Origin of the sequence: Bathymodiolus japonicus methanotrophic gill symbiont, from assembly GCF_019721995.1 — a bacterium.
Taxonomy (GTDB): domain Bacteria; phylum Pseudomonadota; class Gammaproteobacteria; order Methylococcales; family Methylomonadaceae; genus Methyloprofundus.
Genome location: NZ_BLYC01000008.1, coordinates 141,599 through 165,712, shown reverse-complemented (window position 1 = coordinate 165,712; position 24,114 = coordinate 141,599). Strand labels below are relative to the sequence as shown.

Genomic DNA, 24,114 nt, shown 5'->3' with positions numbered 1-24,114 from the left:
TGAACATCGAGTGGAAAATAATGGATTCACAAAACGATCTCGTTTTTGAGCCTGTTGCTGCCTTATCTCCAGAGCCTCGCTATATTTTTTATCCGATGGATGAATCAATTCTGGCTGTTGTGTTTTTGAAATCTCTTCAAACACGCGCATTAAATTATAGCTCATTGCAGTCAGACGCATTTGATCTTCAAGTGAGCGGGTATTGGAAGACCAAGCTTTAGTTTCCTTGAAATTACTTTTAGTGTTATTGAATGTCTTTTCAATCGTCCATCGCTTGAAATACAGCATGGCAATGGTTCCAGGGTTAATAGTCATTGGCAAGGTTGTCACAAACCGGTGAAGTTTTCCGGTTTCTGGATCACGGTAATCCACCACGTTAAATTTGATGCCCTTGTTTTCGTACACACTGTATGCTTCAACCCCTGTATTGATCTCATGGCGGGAGTCAAAAGGGATAGACTCAACCAGAGTCGCAATTGAATTTTCTTTTAGCATTGAAATCATGTAATTAGCATGTCGTTTCTGCCGATCCCACCAGACAAAGTCGGTGACGGCTTTATCGTAGACATAGAGATGTTTCTGAGAGCTGTTATTTCCCTTGTTTTGCTTTTCAATATGATCTCGTAACACAGGTATTTCTTGATGTCTCTGAGTTCCGTTTGTAAACAGACAAAGAAATCTGAGCAACCCACTTCTGAGATTCAACGCGTAAATCCCCCCGGCCGCATAAACTTTCCCCTTGCTGTTTTTTTCAGTATGGCAGGCATGATCAATAAAATGTCCATCCGCTGCTTCTATGGTGTACTCGTCAAGTTCCGGGAATTCTTTAAGATAATCAATGCCTTGCGATAGCAGTGTTTCAGCGTGAAGATGATAGCTCTGCTGTTCAAATGCCTCAAGCATACTTGTTCGTCTATGCGACTTCAGTGATTTAAAATACGTTGAGTGGGGAAGCAGCTGGCCATAAATCTGTTCATTGGTTTGGAGGAAATGGCGACCACTATCGACTACACTGATACAGCGTAATAACCCAAGGCGAATAAAGTCGATATCCTTCAACTCTGGGCATGAACGAGACCACAAAGGATGACGCTCTGCTAACCCATCTTCGTCACTTTCATCTTTCTAAGCCATTGATTCATCGGTTTAAGCGATTTTTTGTCGAAAAATTCTCTTTAAAATCAATGGTGTTTTTTTTGAAAGTTTTGTAGTGCCATTTATATTATTTTTGTCGATAAATTCATTGACTTTTGTCAAAAAAATCATCATTATTTGAGTGTAATTTACATGCGACAAAAATACTCTAAAAAATCCAACGTTTTATACAAAAACACAAAATCTGTAGTGCCAACTGGCTACTTTTTAAAATTTCAACCAATTGATTTATAACAACTACATCATCAATAGTGACGAAGATGGGGTAACAGGGCACGTTCCATACTTTCATTGCAGTGTTGGTGAATATGTTCAGAGAGTGGTAGGTCTTTAAGCATGGGTGATATCCGTTTATGAGGTGATTAAAACGGAAATTTTTAGAAGAATTTTTTCGGCAATTGCAAGCTTTATTTGAAATTATTTGTTGTTTTTTTACGGTGCCTACAGAGTATCTATTTGCTGTTATAAGTGATTAAAATCAAAAAGATGGAAATATTCGAGTGGTGCTACCTTCAGGTAGGTTATAGGCTGCTTTGTTTAGGTACTTCTTCTTTCAATGGGAACACTGATGAGATTCACCGAAAAATAAAACAACGCAAAGTAGACCAGTAACACTGACAGAATTAACGGAAATCAGGCGCGCCATGCTACCTCACAACATTCTGGGACTCCTGTCACCAACATTCATTCGCCTACGCAGCGAATGGGAGATGCACTGGTCGCCCTGCGTCCGTCTCAACTACGCGCAAAACCCTGCTCAGTTAAGACTACCTCAAATGGCTGGACGGCTATTCGGAATGCAATTCTTGCCTCCCTCGCGCGCTACTAGCGCACTTCGGATCAGCGAATTGCCCTGTCGCCTACCAGGGACTAAAAATCATCACTCCGCTTAGGCTCCGTTTCCCTGATTTTAAGCGAAAGCCTCTGTCCCACGAAATAATAAATATATTAGACCTTCGATAATAAGAAATAAAACACATAACTGCTTAAAACTAAGCATCAGACCTTTTTATTTTACAAGGAGTTAACATATCGTATAAGCCATCATAATGGCATCTTCGCGCTCACCATTCTCGGCTTTGTAATACCCCGGCCTGACACCCACTTCATTAAAACCCATGCTTTCATACAGAGCGATACCGGCCTTATTCGAGGGGCGCACTTCCAGGAAAACACTCTCTGCATTTCTTGCCCGCGCAACATCAATCACATGCTGCATAAATTTACGCCCCAGCCCTTGCTTACGTACTACCGGATCTATACACAGATTTAGCACAGTCGCTTCACCCACGGCTGTGGAAACTATGCAAAATGCGCTGATCTGGCGATCAGTATCCTCACACACCCAGCAATCATAATGCGCGGCATTTAAGCAGTCATGAAATATCGGCTCTTTCCACGGATAATTATATCCCTGCCCTTCTATCTCCAGTATTCTTGGTAAATCAGCTTTGCTCATTTTACGAAAGCGCATCAAGTCTACCTGATCCAGAGATTCGGGGAATACTTTGGCATAAAACTCCCGGTCAGCATCATAGCTAACTAAGCTCTTAAGCTGGTTCAATACTTGTTTTATCATTATTTTTTGTTTTATTGACAAGAGTTAAGGCTATCTGCATATCATGCCACGCTTTCGGTTTTTCTGTTAGAACACGTAACAAATAGGCAGGGTGATAGATGGCAATTAGCGGGATACCAGAAAACTGATGTTCGACGCCCCTTAATTCAGCTAGCGGAGCTTTACTTTGCAATAATTTGTGTGCCGCTATGCGCCCGACAGCAATTAATACTTTAGGTTGAATCAAGGCAATTTGACGTTGCAAAAAGTCTGCACACGCGACTAATTCTAGTTGTTTTGGGTCACGATCTTCAGGTAGGCGGCATTTGACAATATTAGTAATAAAAACCTGCTCCCTACTAAGCTGCATTGCACGTAACATTTCGCTGAATAGTTCAGCTGAAGCATCTACAAATGGCTGCCCTTGCCGATCATCTTCCATGCTGGGTGCTTCAGTTATCCATAGATAATCTGCTTGTTGATTACCTACACCGACAACCACCTGCTGGCGTGACTGACATAAATCACATTGCTGACAGGCAAGCATTTCAGCGTTCAGACTTCCCCAGTCATCATCAACTGGCGCATCGACTCTGGGTACCCAGACATCAATTCCCAAGGCTGTTAAATACTGTAATCGTGTTGCATTATCCATAACCGACCTTAGCAGTTCTGCGCAAAGAAAACCGTAGGGCGTGATTTTAGATCCCCGTTATTAGACGGTTCAAATATTAGCAGGATAAAGCCACGCCCTACGTTCAGTTTTATTGTTTATACTCGATGTTCAAGTTTTTCCATCCCATTGCCATCAAACTCTTACCTTCACCCAGCAGAACAATACTTTAATGATGCTGTTGGCCCTAAGCGCCCTAAATCTCTGCCAATCATATGTTTTCCTGATGGCATCAGTTGAAACACATCCTTTATTAATTCACCTAACTCTTTCAGCTTATCACCAGGATCTGGAAACTCTAGCAATGACGTGATGAACTCAAGCAGTACATCCATTTGAGACTTGCGCTGTAAGCTTCCTACGGTATACGCAGGTAGTTTGCTTTCAATGCGGGCTATTTGCTCTGGGTGAAGGAGAAGGCAATGGTCAAACAAAAGACTCAGAATCAGGCCACGGCTTGATCCCTCTTCATCTAATTGTTTGGCCTCACGCCCCCATCCTTCATAAAGCTTCCAGTCCTCAAAGAAAACCTCAATCATCCATCTCAACGTATAGGCTTGAATAATATCTTGTGTGCGCCAAGTCAGGTCTGTCGCCACTAAATAGCGATAGTCGTTTTCACCGTCATATTTTAAGGCAATGACAAAGCGTTTTTTACTGTGTGAACTCACCTTTAATCGTGCACTGCTGACAGTCACTTTAATCTCTTTGCCGCCACGTACACGTATTATCTGATCAATGCCTTTGTTAATCGAATTAAAGTAGCTCTCGACTGACCTTATTCTACCTCTATATTCAATATTTTGGTTTTTACGTAATTGGCTAATCACCTGCGAGCCTCCAGATTCTTTAGCGGCTTCGTCCATAAAGGCTTTTTCACCATACAGCGCATCAGCCAGTACGCCTTTAATTTTAATCAGGCTATGCGCAACTTTAAACTCTTTTAATAAGCCTAATGCAATCTCTGTTTTGGTCGGGTAGGCACTGTCACGTTCAGGCTTAATAGGCCGATCTTTTTTTGCTATACCGCTCTTTTTCAACCGTTTATCTTCTTTATCCCAATGCTTTAAGGCTGGATCCGGCATATAAAAGAAAAAACCGACAGGCACTGTAATGGATGAGGTAACTAGCAGCAATAATACTATCGTTTGTCCATTAACATACCCGCCGGAGCCTTTGTGTTTCTGCTTGTAAACCTTATAAATACGTTTTGTAGACTTAGATCGTGCTCGGTCTGATTCATCAAAGGCCAACACACCTTCAGTAATGCCATAACGTTTTAAAATTAAGACCACACTCACCCGTAGCAACCAGTCCCAGGGTATACTTGCTTCAGGCGCGCCATGCTACCTCACGAAATTCCGGGACTCCTGTCGCCATAATTCGTTCACCTACGCAGCGGATGGGAGATGCCCTGAACGCCCTGCGTCCGCAACGACTACGCACAAAAGCCGCTTCGTCATTACTACCTCACTGGCTGGACGGCTATTCGGAATGCAATTCTTGCTCCTCTCGCGTGCTGCTAGCACACGTCGAATCAGCGAATTGCCCTGTCGCCTATCAGGGACTAAAAATCACCACTTCGCTAAGCTCCGTTTCCATGATTTTCAGCGTACGAAACACCCAGGATAATGCGGCTACTTTGCAATCTCCAAGGCTTGCTCGCTCAAACTTAGCCCAGCAAACAGAGTTCATTAGCAGTATGCACGTTAAACAAGTGCCCAACCAAGCGGCTTGAATCCGTATCAAAGCGGCTCCGGGTTTTAGCTGATTGAGCGCATCATTTAAATCGTCAATATAGCTTTGGATAAAGGTGGCTGGGGCATTCATTAACATGGGATTACACCGATAAAATTACAACAACCTCAGAATACCTGATTTTACCTTCTCAATATCAAAAACTTGAACATCGAGTTATAGCAAAAGATAATCAACTACACCTGCGGGTGTTTCTTTTCACCTTTATCTTCTAGCTTATTCAAAGCATTGATATACGCTTTAGCCGAGGCAATAACAATATCTGTATCCGCTCCTAAGCCATTGACAACCCGGCCGCCTTTTTCCAAACGAACGGTCACTTCACCCTGGGCATCAGTGCCATTAGAGATACTGTTAACCGAATAAAGCTCTAAAGAAGTTGCTGAATTAACAATAGAGTCAATCGCCTTTAAGCTGGCATCCACTGCACCACTGCCTTCCGAACCAGCCCTGAATTCCTGCTCGCCTATTTTAACTGTCACTGTTGCACTCGGCGTTTCCCCCGTTTCAGAACAGACTTTTAAGGCGATTAATTTATAATGCTCTTCTTGATTACCGGTATTGACCTCGGTAATCAAGGCCTGCAAGTCTTCATCAAAAATCTCATGCTTTTTATCCGCTAACTGCTTAAAGCGCATAAAAGCATCGTTGAGTTCCGACTCGCTATTAAACTCAAAGCCCAATTCAGTCATGCGACTTTTAAACGCATTACGCCCTGAGTGCTTACCTAAGACCATACGACTAGCCGACCAACCGACATCTTCAGCACGCATAATTTCGTAGGTTTCACGGTGCTTTAAAACGCCATCCTGATGAACACCTGACTCATGCGCAAACGCATTCGCGCCGACGATGGCTTTATTAGGCTGTACCGGAAAACCGGTAATACTGGAAATTAATTTTGAGCAGGTAACAATTTCCCGGGTATCCAAACGCGTATCACAGGCAAATACATCATGGCGGGTTTTAATGGCCATAACGATTTCTTCTAACGCGGCATTACCTGCCCGCTCGCCTAATCCATTGATGGTACATTCAACCTGTCTTGCACCATTCATCACAGCGGACAAGGAATTTGCCACTGCCAATCCTAAGTCATTATGACAATGCACCGAAAAAATCGCTTTATCTGCATTCGGAATGCGCTGTCTTAAATTAGCAATCATCGCGCCAAAATCTGCTGGGATGCTATAGCCCACGGTATCGGGGATATTTAAGGTAGTCGCACCGGCATCAATCACCGCTTCCAGGATACGACATAAAAAATCTTCTTCTGAACGACCGGCATCTTCGGGAGAAAATTCAACATTATCGGTATATTGTCGTGCGCGCTTAACTGCTTTTACTGCATGCTCGATTACCTGTTCAGGCGACATTTTCAACTTCATTTGCATATGAATCGGCGATGTCGCAATAAAGGTATGGATACGCGAACTCTCAGCATGCTTTAAGGCTTCCCCTGCACGATCTATATCCCGATCTAGTGCTCTCGCTAAACCACAGATAGTACTTTCTTTAACCGCCTCGGCCACTGCCTGCACAGCCGCGAAGTCGCCATCACTTGCCGCTGGAAATCCGGCTTCAATGACATCGACTTTTAGTCTTTCCAAAGCGCGGGCAATTCTTACTTTTTCATCACGCGTCATTGACGCACCAGGACTTTGCTCACCATCACGCAAAGTCGTATCAAATATTATTAATTTATCTTTCATGGGAAATTCCATTCATGGTGGCTGCTTAGCCAACAATTAGTATGATGCGGATTCTTAAATATGAGTAGCGCGCCTAGCTTATTATTTAGGTATTCCCTGCTCGTGCATGCCTGAGCAGAGTACGTTTATCGCGCTGGATCCGTATCGAGATGTATTTTTAGGGGATATTAGAGAGATGCCCGGCAGGGCAGATGGCGACCCAGGCAGCTAGCGGAGTGATAAAAAGGTATTGCCTGGTGTTTGCTGATCATAATCGTGTGTTGCTTTTCTTTTTTGTTCATTTTAGTTCAAGCGTTCATGACGCTTACGACGTAATAATAACATAGTCATAATAGGTCCTGACAAGGCATAACCAAAGAAAAATATAAATAAAATCGTCGCAGGGTTGGATAAGGTAATGGCAAACCCTAACATCACGCCAATTACCACTACGAAAGGCACTTTTCCGCGTAAATTAATATCCTTAAAACTATAATAACGAAAATTGCTGACCATTAATAAACCAGTAGCTACTGTCACGATTAACACTAACCACGGCCAGCTATCGACACCATAATCATACTTTTCACTAATCCAGACCAGACCCGCTAAAATTGCGGCTGCCGCCGGACTAGGCAAACCCTGAAAATAGCGTTTATCCTGGGTAGCCAGCTGGGTATTAAACCGTGCCAGGCGTAATGCGCCACCGGCTAAATGCACAAAGGCGCCAATTAAACCAGCCTGGCCTAACGAAGACAACGACCATAAATACATGACGATAGCAGGCGCCACACCAAAAGAAACCATATCCGCCATACTATCGTATTCAGCACCAAAATCACTCTGGGTGTTAGTCATGCGCGCAACACGTCCGTCTAAGCCATCTAAAATCAGAGACACAAAAATTAAAATTGCCGCTGTTTCATAGCGCCCTGAAATTGCCGATGCTATTGCGTAAAACCCTGAGAACAGAGCGCCTGTAGTAAATAGGTTGGGTAATAAATAAATACCACGATTACGTTTTTTTGCGCTTTTCTGATCCAGTTCAGTCATGACTAAGGTTTTTTTTAAAACGGTAGGTTAAAACTAAAAGTAATATAATACTGAAGTTTCCCAATTATTGAGTAGCTGAAATACACAATGCTGGTGTATCGAGGTTTATTTTAGGTGGTTTTACCATGTTTATAGCAAACCCCTACTTAATTCCCCTTAGGCAATAGCATTTGAAACGAATGAAAAGACTATTTTTTCATATAGTTGTAGCATAGTTTCAATTTTACCATAAATAATTATTGGGAAACTTCAGATATAATACTATTGTATAGCATTTACTGCAGAGCTAAAACGAAAACCATACCCAGCGTAAGCAGATATTTATCTGAAGTTTCCTGGTTTTTAAAGCATAAGAATACAGGCGCGCCATGCTACCTCACGAAATTCCGGGACTCCTGTCGCCGTAATTCGTTCACCTACGCAGCGAATAGGAGATGCTCCAGCCGCCCTGCGTCCGCCACAGACTGAGCACAAAGCAGCTCAGTCATGGCTACCACAAATGGCTCTACGGCTATTCGGGATAAAATTTTAGCCTCCCTCGCGCGCTATCGCGCACTTCGGATTGGCAAATTTTCCTGCGCCTTCTGGAGACTATCAGCCCGTCCGGGGCTGACAGCGTCAGCTAATGCTTATTTTTCTGATATATTAGATATTACCAATATTAATGACATTCCGTTGACTAAAAGCCTTGAATTCTTTTTAAAAACAACAGGTTAATCGTGAATGAGGCCTAGTTTTACTGTATAATAAAAGTTTATAACACATTGATTATACAAATAAAACGACCTTCATTCATGTTCATTTTACGCGATATTTTACTCCCGCTTCAAGATCATTTTTCCGAAACCACTTTATCAGGCGCGCCATGCTACCTCACGAAATTCCGGGACTCCTGTCGCCATAATTCGTTCACCTACGCAGCGGATGGGAGATGCCCTGAACGCCCTGCGTCCGCAACGACTACGCACAAAAGCCGCTTCGTCATTACTACCTCACTGGCTGGACGGCTATTCGGAATGCAATTCTTGCTCCTCTCGCGTGCTGCTAGCACACGTCGAATCAGCGAATTGCCCTGTCGCCTATCAGGGACTAAAAATCACCACTTCGCTAAGCTCCGTTTCCATGATTTTCAGCGTATGTATATTCGAAGAACCAAAACAAAAAGCCTTGAAGACGGCTCAGCTTATTTCACTTACCGCATTGTAGAATCTGTGCGTATAGGAAAACAAGTCAAGCAACGTACATTGCTCAATATAGGTGCGGACGTTACGATTGATAAAAAGTACTGGCCCTTGCTGACGGCCAGAATCGAACAATTACAGCAAGGTTTGGAACCACATCAGGAAGAGCTATTCAATTTAGCCGATGATTTAAATCAACTTCTGGAAGCAACAGCCCAGCGCTATAGCTCACTGATGACTGCAAAACTGTCACAACCGCTAGATTCAAAAACAACAACGCGAGATTTTCATCATGTCGATATTAATCATGTCGAAGCCATTAATGCCCGTAGTATTGGTGTTGAAACCCTGGCACTGCATGCCCCGCACAGCAGTTACAGCTAGACGAGAAACTCATGGCGCTGGGCTTTAATAAAGTAGATACGGCGACGGCCCTGGGCACTATCATAGGACGTATGGTTTCACCCAGCAGTGAACTGCAAACACATGACTGGTTGCAAAATCGAACAGGCCTGGGCGAATTACTGGGTCATGACTACGGTAACACCAGCCTGACGCGATTATATACAGTCAGTGACAAGCTACTCAAACATCAGGCAACTCTTGAATATTTTCTGGCTGACCGAGAGCAGACGTTGTTCAATTTAAACCGCAAGATTGTATTGTACGATCTGACCAATACTTATTTTGAAGGCCAGTGCGCCCGAAACCCGAAAGCGAAATTCGGTCGCTCTAAAGAGAAACGCACTGATTGCCCGTTGGTTACTCTGGGGATGGTTCTGGATGGTGACGGCTTTCCATTGAGTAGTCAGGTTTTTCCCGGCAACGCCAGTGAGCCCGCGACCTTGAAACTGATGCTTGACGAACTGCGAGACAAGGATCCCTTTCATCAAATAAAGCCGGTGGTTATCATGGATGCCGGCATTGCCAGCGCTGACAATATTGTCTGGTTAATCGAACAAGATTATCATTATCTCGTTGTCAGTCGAGAACAACATGTAAAAAACCCAAGAGATCAGAAAACTCCGGTAGCGGTCAGGGATACCCGGGACAGCAATGTTGTTGTTTATCGTGAAGTTGATCAAGAAACCGGGGAAACCCGACTCTATTGTCATTCAGAACAAAAAGCAAAAAAAGAACAAGGTATCCGTAATCGCTTCCATGCTCGTCTGGAAGAGGCCCTGGAAAAACTGCACACAGGTCTGAGCAAAAAAGGCACCCTTAAAAAATACGACAAAATACTGGAACGTATCGGACGACTACGTGAAAAACATAGCCGTGTTGCTGCAGATTACACCATTAACGTTATCGCGGATGACAAAAAAAACAAAGCCATCGGTATAGAATGGCAACGTAAACCTGAAAGTGACCAAAAAGATAAGCACTGTGGTGTTTACTGCCTAAGAACGAATATCCCTGACTGGTCGGAAGAACAGTTATGGCTAACCTATACCATGCTGACTGAGATTGAAGCGACCTTTAGAAGCCTGAAAACCGAGCTAGGCTTGCGCCCTGTCTATCACAAAAAAGAAGAGCGGGTTACCGGACACCTATTCATCACATTATTAGCTTACCACCTGGTACATGTACTGCGTTATCAACTTAGATTGCAGGACATCCATCTAAGCTGGGAAAGCATTCGCAACAGGATGTCGACCCAGCAACGCATGACCATTACTTTACCCACGGATAACGATACAATCATTCACCTGCGAACCACAAGCAAAGCAGAAACCAGACAAAAACAAATATACACTGCGTTGAATATTAACCCCGACCCGATTGGAAAAGTTAAAACGATCGTTGATATGAAACCTGCAGTGCCAACTGGGGCCGATTGAAAATTTAACTCATTGAAATAATGGGAAATTGACTGTATATGTCACGAAGATAGGCTAAGTATTCATTCCACCCTTAATTCCTATTGGATCTGAGGTGATATAACGCCCTATTCTGGGATTGTAATATCTAAAGTAGTTGTAATGGAGCTCACTTTCTTTATCATAATACTGACCTGGAAAGCGTAGGTTAATGATTGTATCGTTTCCATCACCATCCGGATCCTGATCTGGTTTTCCCAGACCAAATGCATCGCTTTCCCATTTCCAGACAATCGTTTGATTGTCATCTGTCATTAACCTTGGCGTATTCAGATGGTCAACATGAATATAGAAGATTTCCGATTTCGATTTCTTCTTGCTAAATTTAGTGACGACTTGAGCAATCGGTCTATTTGCTAACCAAATAATTTCTCTACTTTCTTTTTTAACTGAATGAATATAAATTTCTTCACTGATCAGCTGACCATTCGGGTCGTAATCAAAAGTGATTGATTTATTACCTATGATCTTTTCAATTCTTTGTCCAAAACCATTGTAAATATAAGATGCTTTAACTTTTTTGGACCAAGAATAATCGCTTAATATCCCTTGATCATTGTATTGATAACCATGCTTTCCTTCGGCAGTCGTATTACCTGCTTCATCATAACTAAAATCATTTTTATCAACTGATGTTAACTGGTTATCAGGAGTGTAGAGATAATCAGTATTATCTTTTAATAATCTATTGCCTATTTCATCGTATTCATACGAAAACAGACTGTTTTCATCAACAAGTCGATTTAAAACATCATAACCCATCTTCGTCACTATTGATGATGTAGTTGTTATAAATCAATTTGTTGAAATTTTAAAAAGTAGCCAGTTGGCACTACAGATTTTGTGTTTTTGTATAAAACGTTGGATTTTTTAGAGTATTTTTGTCGCATGTAAATTACACTCAAATAATGATGATTTTTTTGACAAAAGTCAATGAATTTATCGACAAAAATAATATAAATGGCACTACAAAACTTTCAAAAAAAACACCATTGATTTTAAAGAGAATTTTTCGACAAAAAATCGCTTAAACCGATGAATCAATGGCTTAGAAAGATGAAAGTGACGAAGATGGGATAAGAATACGATTTTTGATACGCGAGTTCATCATCAATGACTTTTATATTATTGGTTTTATCATATTCATAACCCAGCGAATTAACCCCGTCTGCAGTGATTAATCTTCCCCTGAAGTCAAAACCGGCTTCGTAATTGAATCCGTTAGCATAGGATAAAGACTGAATATTACCTGATGGTTTCCATAAAATATCATCAATTAAACTGTTATTATTTAGTTTAACACTATCCACTCTTCCGCTTAATCCTCTGCCGTAACGAATAATGTTTCCGCTGGGCTAAGTGATCTCGTTTATATTGCCATCGATATCATAGTTATAGGCGATTGAAGAGGTTTTACCTTCCATATTTCTTTCCGTTAAAATCAATCTTTTTTCTAAATCATAACCGTAATTGACGGTGCTGTTATGATCAGTAATCTGAGATAAAACGCCGTTGATATTGACATCGTAGCCCATCTTCGTCACTTTCATCTTTCTAAGCCATTGATTCATCGGTTTAAGCGATTTTTTGTCGAAAAATTCTCTTTAAAATCAATGGTGTTTTTTTTGAAAGTTTTGTAGTGCCATTTATATTATTTTTGTCGATAAATTCATTGACTTTTGTCAAAAAAATCATCATTATTTGAGTGTAATTTACATGCGACAAAAATACTCTAAAAAATCCAACGTTTTATACAAAAACACAAAATCTGTAGTGCCAACTGGCTACTTTTTAAAATTTCAACCAATTGATTTATAACAACTACATCATCAATAGTGACGAAGATGGGGTAGGTATAGGTAACCTGAGTATTCTGTGTAGATTTTTGGATTAATCTGTTCAATCCGTCTTAACGAAAAGTTGTGGTAATATTTCTTGCGTCAGTATGACTGATCAGGTTACCGTTTAAATCATAGATAAAGGTTTCAACACCGGTATCCGGACTGTTTATTTCAACGACTTCATTAAATCCGTTATATTGATACTGTGTTAAGTTACCTTTCTGGTCGATGACTTCCGATAAATTACCGGCGCTATCATACGCAAAATTAGAAGGATTATTGTTTGGATCAATCTGTTCTTTCACTCGGTTTAAAGCATCATAAAGCGTTTTATTAACCTGGTTATAGGCATCGTTTGATTGTCTAACATTTCCGTTATTATCATACGTTAACGCATCGATCTGACCTTCACCGCCTAAGGATTGAGTCAATTGTCCCAGTTGATTGTATTGGTTTGAGAGTGTTTGAGTTAAAGCATTATTTTTATCTCTGCTTTCCGCAAGAATAGGATTACCCATACTATCAAACTGATAATTAAAACTGCTTCCTTCATTATCTGTGATCTTTTTTAATCTTCTTGCTGCATTATATTCATATGTTACGCGTCTTCCGCTCACACAAAGGCGATTTGTAGTCTATAATGAAGATATTAATTATTATCGTTTCATTTTATATGACTAATAAGCGTTAAAGCACCTAACTAGAAAACGTTTCATTCTTTAATTCTTCATGTTGGTTTACTGGAAAAAACAGCCCCTATGTAACGATTATTCATGAGAAAAACAAATGAACCCTGTAAACTAACATTATTTCAACCAGCTACATGAGATATAAAAACAGGCGCGCCATGCTACCTCACGAAATTCCGGGACTCCTGTCGCCGTAATTCGTTCACCTACGCAGCGAATAGGAGATGCTCCAGCCGCCCTGCGTCCGCCACAGACTGAGCACAAAGCAGCTCAGTCATGGCTACCACAAATGGCTCTACGGCTATTCGGGATAAAATTTTAGCCTCCCTCGCGCGCTATCGCGCACTTCGGATTGGCAAATTTCCCTGCGCCTTCTGGAGACTATCAGCCCGTCCGGGGCTGACAGCGTATGAAACGATTTTTACTTTGGTTAATAGGTTAAACCTATAACTAAAACCGGAAACGGGGTCTTTAACCCCACAATGTACAGACGGGGCCAAAGACCCCCGTTCCCTTGTACCCAGCATGTAAATCCCTGCTAGTACATCACCCTGTCTGTCGGACGGGTTAATAGATATACTTCGCGCGGTTACAGATGCGGAAAATATAGTGAGCTGATTTTTGTCGAGAGCAAGGCGCTGAAACTAGCGCATAGCTGGCTACGTAACGGTTTCAGCAACGTAGCTATTGGCAAAAACTCAGCCGCTAGAAATCCACAGTCGTGACCGTGCGAAGTATAACTGAGTTATATTTTGAATCAGTAGCTTAAACAACATCCTATTCATCAAACATGGTGCTGTACTAACGCATTTCTTATTTTTAGAGCAATATGTCGTCCTATACTATTATCTTGAATTCACCTGTATTACTTTGCACTCTCGTTGGCGTCATCGGCTTAATGGTAGGTAGCTTTCTCAATGTCGTTATTTACCGCCTGCCTATTATGTTGCAACGCGGCTGGAAGCAGGAATGCCAGGAGTTCCTTGAATTAGCAATAACCGATCCATCGGACAATACGTTTAATCTGGCCCTGCCGGGTTCACACTGTCCTATTTGTAATGCCAAAATAACTGCGATGCAAAATATCCCCGTGTTCAGCTATCTTTGGCTAAAAGGCAAATGTGCTAACTGCCAGACCCACATCTCGATGCGTTACCCTTTAGTTGAGGCATTATCGAGCATCCTATCCATTGTTGTTGCCTACCAGCTAGGCGGTCAAATTGAAACCTTATACGCCCTGCTCCTTACCTGGACGTTGATTGCGCTGAGTGGCATTGATTTTGACCATCAGTTATTACCTGACAATATTGTCTTGCCGATATTATGGCTGGGCTTATTTTTAAGCCTGTTTAATATTTTCACCGATCCTGTTTCCAGTATTATTGGCGCAATTGCCGGATACCTGTTTCTGTGGACTATCTATCAATTATTCAAGCTGCTGACAGGAAAAGAAGGCATGGGTTACGGTGACTTCAAATTACTCGCCTTATTGGGTGCATGGTTAGGCTGGCAGTACCTGCCATTGATTATCCTGCTATCGTCTTTAGTAGGAGCCATTATCGGTACTGCAATGATTATTTTTGTACAACGGGATAAAAACGTACCTATCCCATTTGGACCTTATCTCGCTATTGCTGGCTGGATCGCTTTATTATGGGGCGATGAAATCAATACGCTGTATTTAACAAGCACCGGCTTACTTTAGTCGCAATGTATAAAGTAGGGCTTACGGGGGGAATAGGTAGTGGAAAATCCACGGTTTCGGAATTTTTTAAGCAGCAAGCCATTGCCGTCATCGATGCCGATGAAATTGCACATCAACTTGTTGCACCGGGTCAAAAAGCGCTACAGCAGATTAAACTGGCTTTCGGAACAGACTATATTACGCCTGATGGCTGCTTAAACAGAAATCAGTTACGTGATTGCATTTTTCGTGAGCCGGATAAGAAGCTGCTACTAGAAAGTATTATGCATCCATTAGTGTATGCGCAAATCAACCAGCAGTTAAGTCATCTGAATAGCCCTTATGCCATTGTTTCAATTCCACTATTAATAGAGACAGGCATGCAGGCACTGGTGGATCATATTTTAGTCATTGACTGCCCTATGGAAATGCAGATTAATAGAGTAAAATTACGCAACCAACTCAGTGATGCGAAGATTACTGCTATTATTAGTAGTCAGCTGGACAGAACAGAGCGCCTGGCACAAGCCGATAGTGTGATTAATAACACCCAGGGATTAAGCAATCTACGTCATCAAGTTGACCTCTTACATAAGCAATTTCTTACTCAAGCACAGTGAATACTGAATACATTAGCTACGAATTTCCACTTAATGAACGCATGCGTGTATTCATACGCCTGGAACAGCTTTTTCTACAGCTAGACCACTTCCTTGCCGGCTCCAATATATGGGATAAACGTGCTGCGGTTAGTACACTGGTGGATATTTTACAAGTTTTTAGTCGCCACGACTTAAAAGCAGAAACACTTAAAGAACTCGAACGTCATTCAAACCGGCTCAATCAACTATCCAATCACGAAGGTATTGATACTAAAAGATTGCGTAAAATTTTGGATGATTTAAATTCAACCAGCAAAATCCTCTATGCGACCAATGGAAAAATTGATATTTCCAGCTTGAAAAGTGATCTATTTCAAACCATTAGCCAGCGAAGCAGCATACCAGGCGGCACTTGTTCATTTGACCTACCTTCTTATCACTACTGGCTGGAACAGGAAAAAGAACGACAGAATGAAGACTTAGACATGTGGATCAGTCTGTTTTCTCCGATTCGCACTGCAGTCGACCTGATTCTAAATTTCATTCGCCGTAGCGGTAGCACCACAAGAGAAACAGCCCACAAGGGCTTTTATCAGGCTACTCTGGAGCAGACCCAACCCTACCAGATAGTGATCATCAAATTATTAAGGGACACCCCTTATTTTGTCGAAATAAGCGGTGGTAAACACCGTTTTACTACTCGCTTCATGCAGCCCTCAACAAGTAATATCAGACCTAAGCAGGCAGAGACTGATGTTGACTTCCTGCTCACGCTGAAAATCATGGAAACGGAGCTTAGCGAAGTGGTGATTTTTAGCCCCTGATAGGCGACAGGGCAATTCGCTGATTCCAGGCGCGCCATGCTACCTCACGAAATTCCGGGACTCCTGTCGCCGTAATTCGTTCACCTACGCAGCGAATAGGAGATGCTCCAGCCGCCCTGCGTCCGCCACAGACTGAGCACAAAGCAGCTCAGTCATGGCTACCACAAATGGCTCTACGGCTATTCGGGATAAAATTTTGGCCTCCCTCGCGCGCTATCGCGCACTTCGGATTGGCAAATTTCCCTGCGCCTTCTGGAGACTATCAGCCCGTCCGGGGCTGACAGCGGACGTGTGCTGGCAGCACGCGAGAGGAGCAAGAATTGCATTCCGAATAGACGTCCAGCCAGTGAGGTAGTAATGACGAAGCTGCTTTTGTGCGTAGTCGTTGCGGACGCAGGGCGTTCAGGGCATCTCCCATCCGCTGCGTAGGTGAACGAATTATGGCGACAGGAGTCCCGGAATTTCGTGAGGTAGCATGGCGCGCCTGGCTACTGTATTTTTTAGTGTAAGCAAATGAATTTCTTCGGATGGATAGGACGGCATTGTATAGATTCTCTCCTTTACATCATTGATTTCGCCTACTTTTTAATTCAATCTCTCAGTGTCTGGCAGGCGCATCGAAACATATTTAACCGGGCAGTCTACTCCAGCTTACTGGGGCAACTCATTTTTACCGGTGTAGATGCAATTGCCATGATATCATTTCTTGCCGTTTTAGCCGGAATTGGCGTCACTTCCCAGCTAATCTACATCATGCAGGCTCTTACCGGAGCTAGTGATTTGACTGCTATACTCGCCCGATTAGTGGTTAGCGAACTTGGTCCAGTGATTACCGGAATTATCCTGGTTGGACGTTCGTGTTCAGCCATTGCAGTTGACTTGGGGAATACCAAGATACGCGGTGAAATAGCGCCATTAGAATACCTAGGCATTGATGTAGATGATTATTTCGTAGTCCCCAGAATAATTTGCATGGTGATTAGTCAAGTCACACTGGCGCTGTATTTCTCTATCATCCTGATTTTATGCGGTGTATTTTTTAGCGCTTTTATCTATAACTGAAGTTTCCCAATAATTATTTATGGTAAAATTGAAACTATGCTACAACTATATGAAAAAAATAGTCTTTTCATTCGTTTCAAATGCTATTGCCTAAGGGGAATTAAGTAGGGGTTTGCTATAAACATCATCAGTGTTCCCCTATCAATTGAGGCCGTGAAACTAACCTCGCCACAAGAGAGCTCATAAAGCACTGTAAAGACATTCCTGTTATTATTGCGTTTTGAACTGCCCGAATGGTATACGAGCTGATACGAGATATTTTTGCCTGGAAAAATAATGGATTCACAAAACGATCTCGTTTTTGAGCCTGTTGCTGCCTTATCTCCAGAGCCTCGCTATATTTTTTATCCGATGGATGAATCAATTCTGGTTGTTGTGTTTTTGAAATCTCTTCAAACACGCGCATTAAATTATAGCTCATTGCAGTCAGGCGCATTTGATTTTCAAGTGAGCGGGTATTGGAAGACCAAGCTTTAGTTTCCTTGAAATTACTTTTAGTGTTATTGAATGTCTTTTCAATCGTCCATCGCTTGAAATACAGCATGGCAATGGTTCCAGGGTTAATAGTCATTGGCAAGGTTGTCACAAACCGGTGAAGTTTTCCGGTTTCTGGATCACGGTAATCCACCACGTTAAATTTGATGCCCTTGTTTTCGTACACACTGTATGCTTCAACCCCTGTATTGATCTCATGGCGGGAGTCAAAAGGGATAGACTCAACCAGAGTCGCAATTGAATTTTCTTTTAGCATTGAAATCATGTAATTAGCATGTCGTTTCTGCCGATCCCACCAGACAAAGTCGGTGACGGCTTTATCGTAGACATAGAGATGTTTCTGAGAGCTGTTATTTCCCTTGTTTTGCTTTTCAATATGATCTCGTAACACAGGTATTTCTTGATGCCTCTGAGTTCCGTTTGTCACCAGACAAAGAAATCTGAGCAACCCACTTCTGAGATTCAACGCGTAAATCCCCCCGGCCGCATAAACTTTCCCCTTGCTGTTTTTTCCAGTATGGCAGGCATGATCAATAAAATGTCCATCCGCTGCTTCTATGGTGTATTCGTCAAGTTCCGGGAATGCTTTAAGATAATCAATGCCTTGCGATAGCAGTGTTTCAGAGTGAAGATGATAGCTCTGCTGTTCAAATACCTCAAGCATACTTGTTCGTCTATGCGACTTCAGTGATTTAAAATACGTTGAGTGGGGAAGCAGCGGGCCATAAATCTGTTCATTGGTTTGGAGGAAATGGCGACCACTATCGACTACACTGATACAGCGTAATAACCCAAGGCGAATAAAGTCGATATCCTTCAACTCTGGGCATGAACGAGCCTACAAAGGATGACGCTCTGCTAACAGGGCACGTTCCATACTTTCATTGCAGTGTTGGTGAATATGTTCAGAGAGTGGTAGGTCTTTAAGCATGGGTGATATCCGTTTATGAGGTGATTAAAACGGAAATTTTTAGAAAAATTCTTTCGGCAATTGCAAGCTTTATTTGAAATTATTTGTTGTTTTTTTACGGTGCCTACAGAGTGTCTATTTGCTGTTATAAGTGATTAAAATCAAAAAGATGGAAATATTCGAGTGGTGCTACCTTCAGGTAGGTTATAGGCTGCTTTGTTTAGGTGCTTCTTCTTTCAATGGGAACACTGATGAAAAAACTAGCCAAATACCTGTCCCCGGAAATATATAACTCCATCTTTACCGGTGAGAAAGAAGTCAATCTGGAAACACAAAGAAAAAAAATAACCGTATTCTTTTCTGATATTAAAGGCTTTACCGAGATTACCGATTCCATGGAAGCCGAAGCACTAGCGACCTTGCTGAATAGCTATTTAAAAGAAATGGCTGAAATTGCAGCGCGCTTTGGTGGCACATTAGATAAATTTATCGGTGATGCAATAATGATTTTCTTTGGCGACCCTAAAAGCCGTGGCGAACAACAAGATGCGATAGCCTGCGTAATGATGGCAATTGAAATGCGCGAGCACTTAAAATTCCTACGCGAAAAGTGGGTAAATCAGGGTATCTCAGATCCATTACATATCAGAATAGGGATTAACACAGGCTACTGTACAGTAGAAAATTTTGGCAGTGAAAACCGCCTGGATTACACCATCGTTGGAGGTCAGGTTAACCTTGCAAGCCTGCTTGAATCCAGTGCAGGAACCGACCAGATCCTGATTTCACATGAAACTTATGCCTTAGTAAAAGACGCGATTAATTGCGAAAGTCTGAGTGAAATTGCCGTAAAGGGCATTGCCCATCCAGTAAAAACCTATTACTCGATGTTCAAGTTTTCAGCTATAACTGGGCTAAGAAAAGTAAATTTTTACGGCTTTGTTTTATAAGTGATTGATTTACAATGATGTTGATGCTTTCTTTGTCAGTAAAATTGTCAATAAAATCAATCAGTTAAAAAACTTGAACATCGAGTATTAGGCTATCGGTGTTAATCCTGATACTGCTACGAGAAATGCTATGGAAAACAAGTGGATCGATGAACATGAGGGCTTTTCCATGCATGTAGATTTAAAGCGCATAGATAAACTCCGTGTGATTGACTCCTTACATCGCACGATTCAACAAATTCAGGGCTTCACCGGGATTGCAGACAAGCCACCCGAGCAAGACTAACCCTCCCCTACACCCTCAACTTAATTATTAGTATTCAGTAGTCGTACTTTATACTACTTTACGACTAACGATGACTAGCCAGGGTTGCTCTGAAATAGGTTTTCCTGGTGGACGATAATAATAATCCAGAATGTCAAAGCCAGCATCATTAAGATACCTTTGGCTTTCCTGGAATTGCATATAATGACCATACCTTTGTCCATTCCAGCCTTCCTGACTACCTCGTGGATTAGATAAAAAAAATCCCGTCTGCTCTTAAAGTCGCATGTAATTCAGTGAGCACGCGTGGTAATTCCTGACTAGGCACATGAAACAATGAAGCATTGGCAAAGATCCCGTCAAAAACTTGTTGTGGCAATGCCAGCTGAAGAAAACTTTGCTGCAGAACCTCGCAACCTGTATAAAAACTAGCCATCCTACAGAATCACTGGCATCCGTCCAAACCAACAGGTCGATGCCCTAATGATTGAAAATATTTAATATCCCGCCCGGGACCACAGCCAAAATCTAAAATATCCAAAGCCATTCCTGGTGTAAATGGCGCTAAACAGGCGCGCCATGCTACCTCACGAAATTCCGGGACTCCTGTCGCCGTAATTCGTTCACCTACGCAGCGAATAGGAGATGCTCCAGCCGCCCTGCGTCCGCCACAGACTGAGCACAAAGCAGCTCAGTCATGGCTACCACAAATGGCTCTACGGCTATTCGGGATAAAATTTTAGCCTCCCTCGCGCGCTATCGCGCACTTCGGATTGGCAAATTTCCCTGCGCCTTCTGGAGACTATCAGCCCGTCCGGGGCTGACAGCGATTGAATTAAAAAAGGGAACTTCACAGAATAAAATAGCAGAAGCCTTAGAACAAAGCCAAAGCAATATTTCACGCGAGATTAAACGCAATACAGGTCAAAGAGGCTACAGGCATAAACAAGCAGAAGATTTTGCCCAAGAACGACACAAAAACAGGCGCGCCATGCTACCTCACGAAATTCCGGGACTCCTGTCGCCGTAATTCGTTCACCTACGCAGCGAATAGGAGATGCTCCAGCCGCCCTGCGTCCGCCACAGACTGAGCACAAAGCAGCTCAGTCATGGCTACCACAAATGGCTCTACGGCTATTCGGGATAAAATTTTAGCCTCCCTCGCGCGCTATCGCGCACTTCGGATTGGCAAATTTCCCTGCGCCTTCTGGAGACTATCAGCCCTTCCGGGGCTGACAGCGCAAGCCTAAAGAGGTTAAATTAACGGATGAAATAAAAGGCATTGTTAATGTTCGCATTGAGGATGACTGGAGTCCTGAGCAGATTGCAGGGCGGTTAAAACAAGAAGGTATAATTAGTCTTCATCATGAAACAATCTACCAGCATATTCTGGCGGACAAAAAGGCAGGGGGTGAACTATACAAGCATCTTCGGCATCAGAACAAAACCTATCGCAAGCGGTATGGGTCAGCCCATAATAGGACAGGAATCCCTAATAGAGTCGATATAGATGAGCGTCCTGAAGAGGTCAACAACCGTAAGCGTATAGGTGATTGGGAGGCAGATACAATCATTGGGAAAAATCACAAAGGGGCGATTGTAACGTTGGATGAGCGAGTCTCTAAATTACGGTTGGCCTTCCCTTTAGCGGGGAAAAAGGCTCAATATGTATTAGACGCAACTATTTTAATGCTTGATCCTATAAAAAGCTTTGTTAAAACAATTACTTTTTATAACGGGAAAGAGTTTACCCTGCATGAAAAAATAGCAGAAGCACTAGGTTGTGATACGTATTTTGCGACTCCATACAGCTCTTGGGAAAGAGGGCAAAATGAGAATGCTAATGGCTTATTAAGACAGTATTTCCCTAAAGTAATGGAGTTGATTGATGTTACGATAAAAGAGGTTTTTATAGCCGTTGATAAGCTAAATAGTCGCCCTAAAAAGTGTCTCAATTACAAAACACCTTATGAGGTATTTGAAGAGCTGACTGGGATAGATATGAAAAATTTATTGGGTTATGTACTTATGACTTGAATTCAGGCATCATGATCTTTGGTCCCCAACCAAAAGGAATCTGCACTTTGAGCATAGTGGTCTAGCGTAATGCTTTCAATTTCACTTAATATATGACTATCCTGGTGCATAATCCTAAAAAGCTAAGCAACGCCCTTGCACATAAAAAAATAAGCCGCGAAACCGCCCCAGCTTAAAAGCAATAAAATCCACGCTAGAAAGCTCTGACGATAAATAACCTCTGCATCAGGCTTAACCTCCAGGTTTTCATCAAACTGGTTTAATTTCCCCTTCACCTGTTTCAGCTTTTTATTCAGCTCCCGCGATTTTTCTTTTTGCTGCTTCTTATACAGATCTATGCCCTTCTGAATACCCTGGGCAATTAATTTTCTCTGTTCCTTTGTCTGTCCAGGCCGCTGAGTAGCTTTAGCAATTTTAAGCGATTCATCTTGAGTTTCAGGGGATACTTGTTGTTTTTTTGAATATCTGCTCATCTTATTAATAATTTTTTCATCACGGGAGACTAAATTTAACGTATTTAATTGTAACGTAAAAACCAGAAACAAGGATAATCATGATGAAGTACCTAGCTATTACTAGCTTTAGCTACTGTAGTTTAATATTCAGAAGATAAACCTGAAAACTATGGAGCGGAAAACGAGATTCGAACTCGCGACCCCAACCTTGGCAAGGTTGTGCTCTACCAGCTGAGCTATTCCCGCATTTGAGTGTACTGAAGTAAATTTATGGAGGCTGCGAGCGGAATCGAACCGCTGTAGATGGCTTTGCAGGCCACTGCATAACCACTTTGCTACGCAGCCTTATAATCGAAATAAAAAAAGCCGCGAGTTACGCGGCTTTTTAAATCTTTTGGAGCGGAAAACGAGATTCGAACTCGCGACCCCAACCTTGGCAAGGTTGTGCTCTACCAGCTGAGCTATTCCCGCTCTATTTGAATTGCTTATTATAGCTATATTATGAATTCTGTCAACAAACCCTAATAAATTTTTCGATTTTATTTTAAGTTTGTAGTCAACGTCCAGCCTTTAACACCCTGACGGCAGTCATTAACTGCATCCAGGATTTCTATATGTGCAAAAAGATTTTTCTTACCAAAAGCTTCCTGGAAACTTTTGATAGTCGCCCGAGTACCTGATGGTGCATTACAAACTACATCTTCACTTTCAGTATCAAATGATGCCATTTGTCCTGGTATTTTTAATATCTTCAGTGTTACACCAGAACCAGGCGTTGCATTAGGCGCCTGCAAGGTATATGTTTCTCCAACCGTATGCGCGATTTGCTGTACATGCTGCGTGTTTGAACTTCCACCCGAGAAAAAAAACAGACCGGCAACAACTGCAATAGCAGCGATACCACCATAAAATACCTTAGGATTCTCTTCTTTAAGTTTCATTAAAGGCGGCTTTGCTGCGTCTACGGCATCTTCTACCGCATCAACTGCTTCTTCTACCACTTCTTTAACGTTTTCTATGATTTCATCAGTCGACTTATCTTCACTCATGTGTGACTCCTCATTATCTAATTAGTTATTTTTATTATCTGAAGTTTCCCAATTATTGAGTAGCTGAAATACACAATGCTGGTGTATCGAGGTTTATTTTAGGTGGTTTTGCCATGTTTATAGCAAACCCCTACTTAATTCCCCTTAGGCAATAGCATTTGAAACGAATGAAAAGACTATTTTTCATATAGTTGTAGCATAGTTTCAATTTTACCATAAATAATTATTGGGAAACTTCAGTTTTTATTATTTATCTAGTTGTTTTTAAACAACTACGCGAAATTGCTACAGGCCTGAAAAAA

Annotated in this window: 28 protein-coding genes, 3 tRNA genes and 4 pseudogenes; 16 read left to right on the top strand and 19 right to left on the bottom strand. The window is 42.1% G+C overall.

From position 1 onward, the window contains the following. A partial coding sequence (locus K6984_RS13355; RefSeq protein WP_221895971.1) for a transposase occupies positions 1 to 1,083 on the bottom strand: 1,083 nt, incomplete at its 3' end. A gap of 775 nt (positions 1,084 to 1,858) precedes the next feature. Here K6984_RS13355 and K6984_RS33475 point away from each other — a divergent pair. Beyond that, positions 1,859 to 1,984 carry a hypothetical protein gene (locus K6984_RS33475; RefSeq protein ID WP_263458746.1) on the top strand — a complete coding sequence of 42 codons (126 nt, stop codon included), beginning with the start codon at positions 1,859 to 1,861 and terminating at the stop codon, positions 1,982 to 1,984. Between the two features lie 195 nt (positions 1,985 to 2,179). Here the strand turns inward: K6984_RS33475 and rimI are convergent, their stop codons facing one another. From rimI to K6984_RS13340, 3 genes are all read right to left on the bottom strand, one after another. Continuing rightward, positions 2,180 to 2,755, bottom strand: coding sequence for a ribosomal protein S18-alanine N-acetyltransferase (rimI, locus tag K6984_RS13350; RefSeq protein ID WP_338024507.1), 576 nt, complete (start codon positions 2,753 to 2,755; stop codon positions 2,180 to 2,182). Continuing rightward, entirely contained in the window at positions 2,706 to 3,368 is a 663-nt protein-coding gene (locus K6984_RS13345) for a uracil-DNA glycosylase (RefSeq protein ID WP_221895970.1), read from the bottom strand. The genes rimI and K6984_RS13345 overlap by 50 nt, the downstream gene beginning before the upstream one ends. Before the next feature lie 167 nt (positions 3,369 to 3,535). Beyond that, the gene (locus tag K6984_RS13340) at positions 3,536 to 4,696 is read right to left on the bottom strand and encodes a transposase (protein WP_263458745.1); all 1,161 of its coding nucleotides are present in this window, start codon (positions 4,694 to 4,696) and stop codon (positions 3,536 to 3,538) included. Between the two features lie 92 nt (positions 4,697 to 4,788). Between K6984_RS13340 and K6984_RS13335 the strand changes: the two genes are divergently transcribed. After that, positions 4,789 to 5,124: a hypothetical protein gene (locus K6984_RS13335; RefSeq protein WP_221895968.1), complete on the top strand. Its 336-nt coding sequence runs from the start codon at positions 4,789 to 4,791 to the stop codon at positions 5,122 to 5,124. Between the two features lie 196 nt (positions 5,125 to 5,320). Here the strand turns inward: K6984_RS13335 and K6984_RS13330 are convergent, their stop codons facing one another. From K6984_RS13330 to K6984_RS33470, 3 genes are all read right to left on the bottom strand, one after another. Continuing rightward, positions 5,321 to 6,856 (bottom strand): 2-isopropylmalate synthase, encoded by a 1,536-nt coding sequence (locus K6984_RS13330; RefSeq protein WP_221895967.1) that lies wholly within the window; start codon positions 6,854 to 6,856, stop codon positions 5,321 to 5,323. Between the two features lie 282 nt (positions 6,857 to 7,138). Next, on the bottom strand, positions 7,139 to 7,888 hold the full coding sequence (pssA, locus tag K6984_RS13325) for a CDP-diacylglycerol--serine O-phosphatidyltransferase (protein WP_221895966.1): 750 nt from the start codon (positions 7,886 to 7,888) through the stop codon (positions 7,139 to 7,141). A gap of 342 nt (positions 7,889 to 8,230) precedes the next feature. Continuing rightward, a complete protein-coding gene (locus K6984_RS33470; RefSeq protein WP_263458744.1) occupies positions 8,231 to 8,362 on the bottom strand; it encodes a hypothetical protein in 132 nt (43 codons plus the stop codon). Positions 8,363 to 8,374: 12 nt separating this feature from the next. Here K6984_RS33470 and K6984_RS13320 point away from each other — a divergent pair, with 12 nt between their 5' ends. The 3 genes and pseudogenes from K6984_RS13320 (at position 8,375) to K6984_RS13310 (ending at position 10,910) form a co-directional block, all read left to right on the top strand. Continuing rightward, complete coding sequence (locus K6984_RS13320) at positions 8,375 to 8,605, top strand: hypothetical protein (RefSeq protein WP_221895965.1); 231 nt, start codon at positions 8,375 to 8,377, stop codon at positions 8,603 to 8,605. 207 nt (positions 8,606 to 8,812) lie between these two features. Then, complete coding sequence (locus K6984_RS36195; RefSeq protein WP_420831641.1) at positions 8,813 to 9,094, top strand: hypothetical protein; 282 nt, start codon at positions 8,813 to 8,815, stop codon at positions 9,092 to 9,094. Beyond that, a pseudogene (locus K6984_RS13310) lies at positions 9,025 to 10,910 on the top strand (IS1634 family transposase). Before K6984_RS36195 ends, K6984_RS13310 begins: the two are co-directional and overlap by 70 nt. 54 nt (positions 10,911 to 10,964) lie before the next feature. Here the strand turns inward: K6984_RS13310 and K6984_RS35590 are convergent. From K6984_RS35590 to K6984_RS13290, 4 genes are all read right to left on the bottom strand, one after another. Then, positions 10,965 to 11,711: an RHS repeat domain-containing protein gene (locus K6984_RS35590; protein WP_221895962.1), complete on the bottom strand. Its 747-nt coding sequence runs from the start codon at positions 11,709 to 11,711 to the stop codon at positions 10,965 to 10,967. Positions 11,712 to 12,304: 593 nt separating this feature from the next. Then, positions 12,305 to 12,484 (bottom strand): hypothetical protein, encoded by a 180-nt coding sequence (locus K6984_RS13300; RefSeq protein WP_221895961.1) that lies wholly within the window; start codon positions 12,482 to 12,484, stop codon positions 12,305 to 12,307. 374 nt (positions 12,485 to 12,858) lie between these two features. Then, positions 12,859 to 13,407, bottom strand: a complete 549-nt coding sequence (locus K6984_RS13295; protein WP_221895960.1) for an RHS repeat domain-containing protein — start codon at positions 13,405 to 13,407, stop codon at positions 12,859 to 12,861. A 189-nt stretch (positions 13,408 to 13,596) separates the two neighbouring features. Continuing rightward, complete coding sequence (locus tag K6984_RS13290) at positions 13,597 to 13,743, bottom strand: hypothetical protein (RefSeq protein WP_221895959.1); 147 nt, start codon at positions 13,741 to 13,743, stop codon at positions 13,597 to 13,599. A gap of 12 nt (positions 13,744 to 13,755) precedes the next feature. On the opposite strand from K6984_RS13290, the gene K6984_RS13285 reads away from it, so the two are divergent. The 4 genes from K6984_RS13285 to zapD all read left to right on the top strand — a co-directional run bounded on the left by K6984_RS13285 (position 13,756) and on the right by zapD (position 16,589). Next, a complete protein-coding gene (locus K6984_RS13285) occupies positions 13,756 to 13,929 on the top strand; it encodes a hypothetical protein (protein WP_221895958.1) in 174 nt (57 codons plus the stop codon). A gap of 379 nt (positions 13,930 to 14,308) precedes the next feature. Next, on the top strand, positions 14,309 to 15,184 hold the full coding sequence (locus K6984_RS13280; protein ID WP_221895957.1) for a prepilin peptidase: 876 nt from the start codon (positions 14,309 to 14,311) through the stop codon (positions 15,182 to 15,184). Between the two features lie 5 nt (positions 15,185 to 15,189). After that, entirely contained in the window at positions 15,190 to 15,783 is a 594-nt protein-coding gene (gene coaE / locus K6984_RS13275) for a dephospho-CoA kinase (protein ID WP_221895956.1), read from the top strand. Next, entirely contained in the window at positions 15,780 to 16,589 is an 810-nt protein-coding gene (gene zapD, locus K6984_RS13270; RefSeq protein WP_221895955.1) for a cell division protein ZapD, read from the top strand. Before coaE ends, zapD begins: the two co-directional genes overlap by 4 nt. Here the strand turns inward: zapD and K6984_RS13265 are convergent. Continuing rightward, entirely contained in the window at positions 16,579 to 16,731 is a 153-nt protein-coding gene (locus K6984_RS13265) for a hypothetical protein (protein ID WP_221895954.1), read from the bottom strand. The two genes, zapD and K6984_RS13265, sit on opposite strands and share 11 nt — an antisense overlap. 12 nt (positions 16,732 to 16,743) lie before the next feature. Here K6984_RS13265 and K6984_RS13260 point away from each other — a divergent pair, with 12 nt between their 5' ends. Genes K6984_RS13260 through K6984_RS13255 form a run of 3 tightly spaced genes read left to right on the top strand, consistent with a single transcriptional unit; the run spans position 16,744 to position 17,651 of the window. Further along, a complete protein-coding gene (locus K6984_RS13260; RefSeq protein WP_221895953.1) occupies positions 16,744 to 16,944 on the top strand; it encodes a hypothetical protein in 201 nt (66 codons plus the stop codon). 19 nt (positions 16,945 to 16,963) lie between these two features. After that, positions 16,964 to 17,098, top strand: coding sequence for a hypothetical protein (locus K6984_RS33460; RefSeq protein WP_263458743.1), 135 nt, complete (start codon positions 16,964 to 16,966; stop codon positions 17,096 to 17,098). A gap of 4 nt (positions 17,099 to 17,102) precedes the next feature. Further along, entirely contained in the window at positions 17,103 to 17,651 is a 549-nt protein-coding gene (locus K6984_RS13255; protein WP_221895952.1) for an MlaE family ABC transporter permease, read from the top strand. Positions 17,652 to 17,778: 127 nt separating this feature from the next. Here the strand turns inward: K6984_RS13255 and K6984_RS13250 are convergent, their stop codons facing one another. Then, complete coding sequence (locus K6984_RS13250) at positions 17,779 to 18,966, bottom strand: transposase (protein ID WP_221895951.1); 1,188 nt, start codon at positions 18,964 to 18,966, stop codon at positions 17,779 to 17,781. 338 nt (positions 18,967 to 19,304) lie between these two features. On the opposite strand from K6984_RS13250, the pseudogene K6984_RS13245 reads away from it, so the two are divergent. Then, positions 19,305 to 19,937: pseudogene (locus tag K6984_RS13245) on the top strand (adenylate/guanylate cyclase domain-containing protein); the annotation flags it as partial. Positions 19,938 to 20,340: 403 nt separating this feature from the next. Here K6984_RS13245 and K6984_RS13240 read toward each other — a convergent pair. Continuing rightward, positions 20,341 to 20,806 (bottom strand): annotated as a pseudogene (locus tag K6984_RS13240) (class I SAM-dependent methyltransferase); the annotation flags it as partial. Positions 20,807 to 20,968: 162 nt separating this feature from the next. On the opposite strand from K6984_RS13240, the gene K6984_RS13235 reads away from it, so the two are divergent. The 3 genes and pseudogenes from K6984_RS13235 to K6984_RS13225 all read left to right on the top strand — a co-directional run. Next, the gene (locus K6984_RS13235) at positions 20,969 to 21,301 is read left to right on the top strand and encodes a hypothetical protein (RefSeq protein ID WP_221895949.1); all 333 of its coding nucleotides are present in this window, start codon (positions 20,969 to 20,971) and stop codon (positions 21,299 to 21,301) included. Between the two features lie 79 nt (positions 21,302 to 21,380). Next, entirely contained in the window at positions 21,381 to 21,521 is a 141-nt protein-coding gene (locus tag K6984_RS13230) for a hypothetical protein (protein WP_221895948.1), read from the top strand. Further along, positions 21,508 to 22,308: pseudogene (locus tag K6984_RS13225) on the top strand (IS30 family transposase); the annotation flags it as partial. The gene K6984_RS13230 and the pseudogene K6984_RS13225, both read left to right, overlap by 14 nt. Positions 22,309 to 22,430: 122 nt before the next feature. Here K6984_RS13225 and K6984_RS13220 read toward each other — a convergent pair. The 5 genes from K6984_RS13220 to K6984_RS13200 all read right to left on the bottom strand — a co-directional run bounded on the left by K6984_RS13220 (position 22,431) and on the right by K6984_RS13200 (position 23,812). After that, positions 22,431 to 22,781 carry a DUF2956 domain-containing protein gene (locus K6984_RS13220; RefSeq protein ID WP_221895947.1) on the bottom strand — a complete coding sequence of 117 codons (351 nt, stop codon included), beginning with the start codon at positions 22,779 to 22,781 and terminating at the stop codon, positions 22,431 to 22,433. A 152-nt stretch (positions 22,782 to 22,933) separates the two neighbouring features. Beyond that, positions 22,934 to 23,009: transfer RNA gene (locus K6984_RS13215), tRNA-Gly, on the bottom strand. Positions 23,010 to 23,034: 25 nt separating this feature from the next. Further along, positions 23,035 to 23,108: transfer RNA gene (locus tag K6984_RS13210), tRNA-Cys, on the bottom strand. A gap of 50 nt (positions 23,109 to 23,158) precedes the next feature. Continuing rightward, positions 23,159 to 23,234: transfer RNA gene (locus tag K6984_RS13205), tRNA-Gly, on the bottom strand. Positions 23,235 to 23,302: 68 nt separating this feature from the next. After that, on the bottom strand, positions 23,303 to 23,812 hold the full coding sequence (locus tag K6984_RS13200) for a hypothetical protein (RefSeq protein WP_221895946.1): 510 nt from the start codon (positions 23,810 to 23,812) through the stop codon (positions 23,303 to 23,305). Positions 23,813 to 24,114 lie beyond the last annotated feature (302 nt).

Excerpts from the sequence above, each read along its gene's own strand:
- K6984_RS13220 (WP_221895947.1), bottom strand. The coding sequence starts at position 22,781 with ATGAGCAGATATTCAAAAAAACAACAAGTATCCCCTGAAACTCAAGAT.
- K6984_RS13300 (WP_221895961.1), bottom strand. The coding sequence starts at position 12,484 with ATGGGCTACGATGTCAATATCAACGGCGTTTTATCTCAGATTACTGAT.
- K6984_RS13235 (WP_221895949.1), top strand. The coding sequence starts at position 20,969 with ATGGCTACCACAAATGGCTCTACGGCTATTCGGGATAAAATTTTAGCC.
- K6984_RS13345 (WP_221895970.1), bottom strand. The coding sequence starts at position 3,368 with ATGGATAATGCAACACGATTACAGTATTTAACAGCCTTGGGAATTGAT.
- K6984_RS13255 (WP_221895952.1), top strand. The coding sequence starts at position 17,103 with ATGAATTTCTTCGGATGGATAGGACGGCATTGTATAGATTCTCTCCTT.
- pssA (WP_221895966.1), bottom strand. The coding sequence starts at position 7,888 with ATGACTGAACTGGATCAGAAAAGCGCAAAAAAACGTAATCGTGGTATT.
- K6984_RS33475 (WP_263458746.1), top strand. The coding sequence starts at position 1,859 with ATGGGAGATGCACTGGTCGCCCTGCGTCCGTCTCAACTACGCGCAAAA.
- K6984_RS13280 (WP_221895957.1), top strand. The coding sequence starts at position 14,309 with ATGTCGTCCTATACTATTATCTTGAATTCACCTGTATTACTTTGCACT.
- K6984_RS13260 (WP_221895953.1), top strand. The coding sequence starts at position 16,744 with ATGGCTACCACAAATGGCTCTACGGCTATTCGGGATAAAATTTTGGCC.
- K6984_RS35590 (WP_221895962.1), bottom strand. The coding sequence starts at position 11,711 with ATGGGTTATGATGTTTTAAATCGACTTGTTGATGAAAACAGTCTGTTT.
- K6984_RS13285 (WP_221895958.1), top strand. The coding sequence starts at position 13,756 with ATGGCTACCACAAATGGCTCTACGGCTATTCGGGATAAAATTTTAGCC.
- K6984_RS36195 (WP_420831641.1), top strand. The coding sequence starts at position 8,813 with ATGGGAGATGCCCTGAACGCCCTGCGTCCGCAACGACTACGCACAAAA.
- K6984_RS13320 (WP_221895965.1), top strand. The coding sequence starts at position 8,375 with ATGGCTACCACAAATGGCTCTACGGCTATTCGGGATAAAATTTTAGCC.
- K6984_RS13230 (WP_221895948.1), top strand. The coding sequence starts at position 21,381 with ATGGCTACCACAAATGGCTCTACGGCTATTCGGGATAAAATTTTAGCC.
- K6984_RS13335 (WP_221895968.1), top strand. The coding sequence starts at position 4,789 with ATGGGAGATGCCCTGAACGCCCTGCGTCCGCAACGACTACGCACAAAA.
- coaE (WP_221895956.1), top strand. The coding sequence starts at position 15,190 with ATGTATAAAGTAGGGCTTACGGGGGGAATAGGTAGTGGAAAATCCACG.
- K6984_RS13200 (WP_221895946.1), bottom strand. The coding sequence starts at position 23,812 with ATGAGTGAAGATAAGTCGACTGATGAAATCATAGAAAACGTTAAAGAA.
- K6984_RS13330 (WP_221895967.1), bottom strand. The coding sequence starts at position 6,856 with ATGAAAGATAAATTAATAATATTTGATACGACTTTGCGTGATGGTGAG.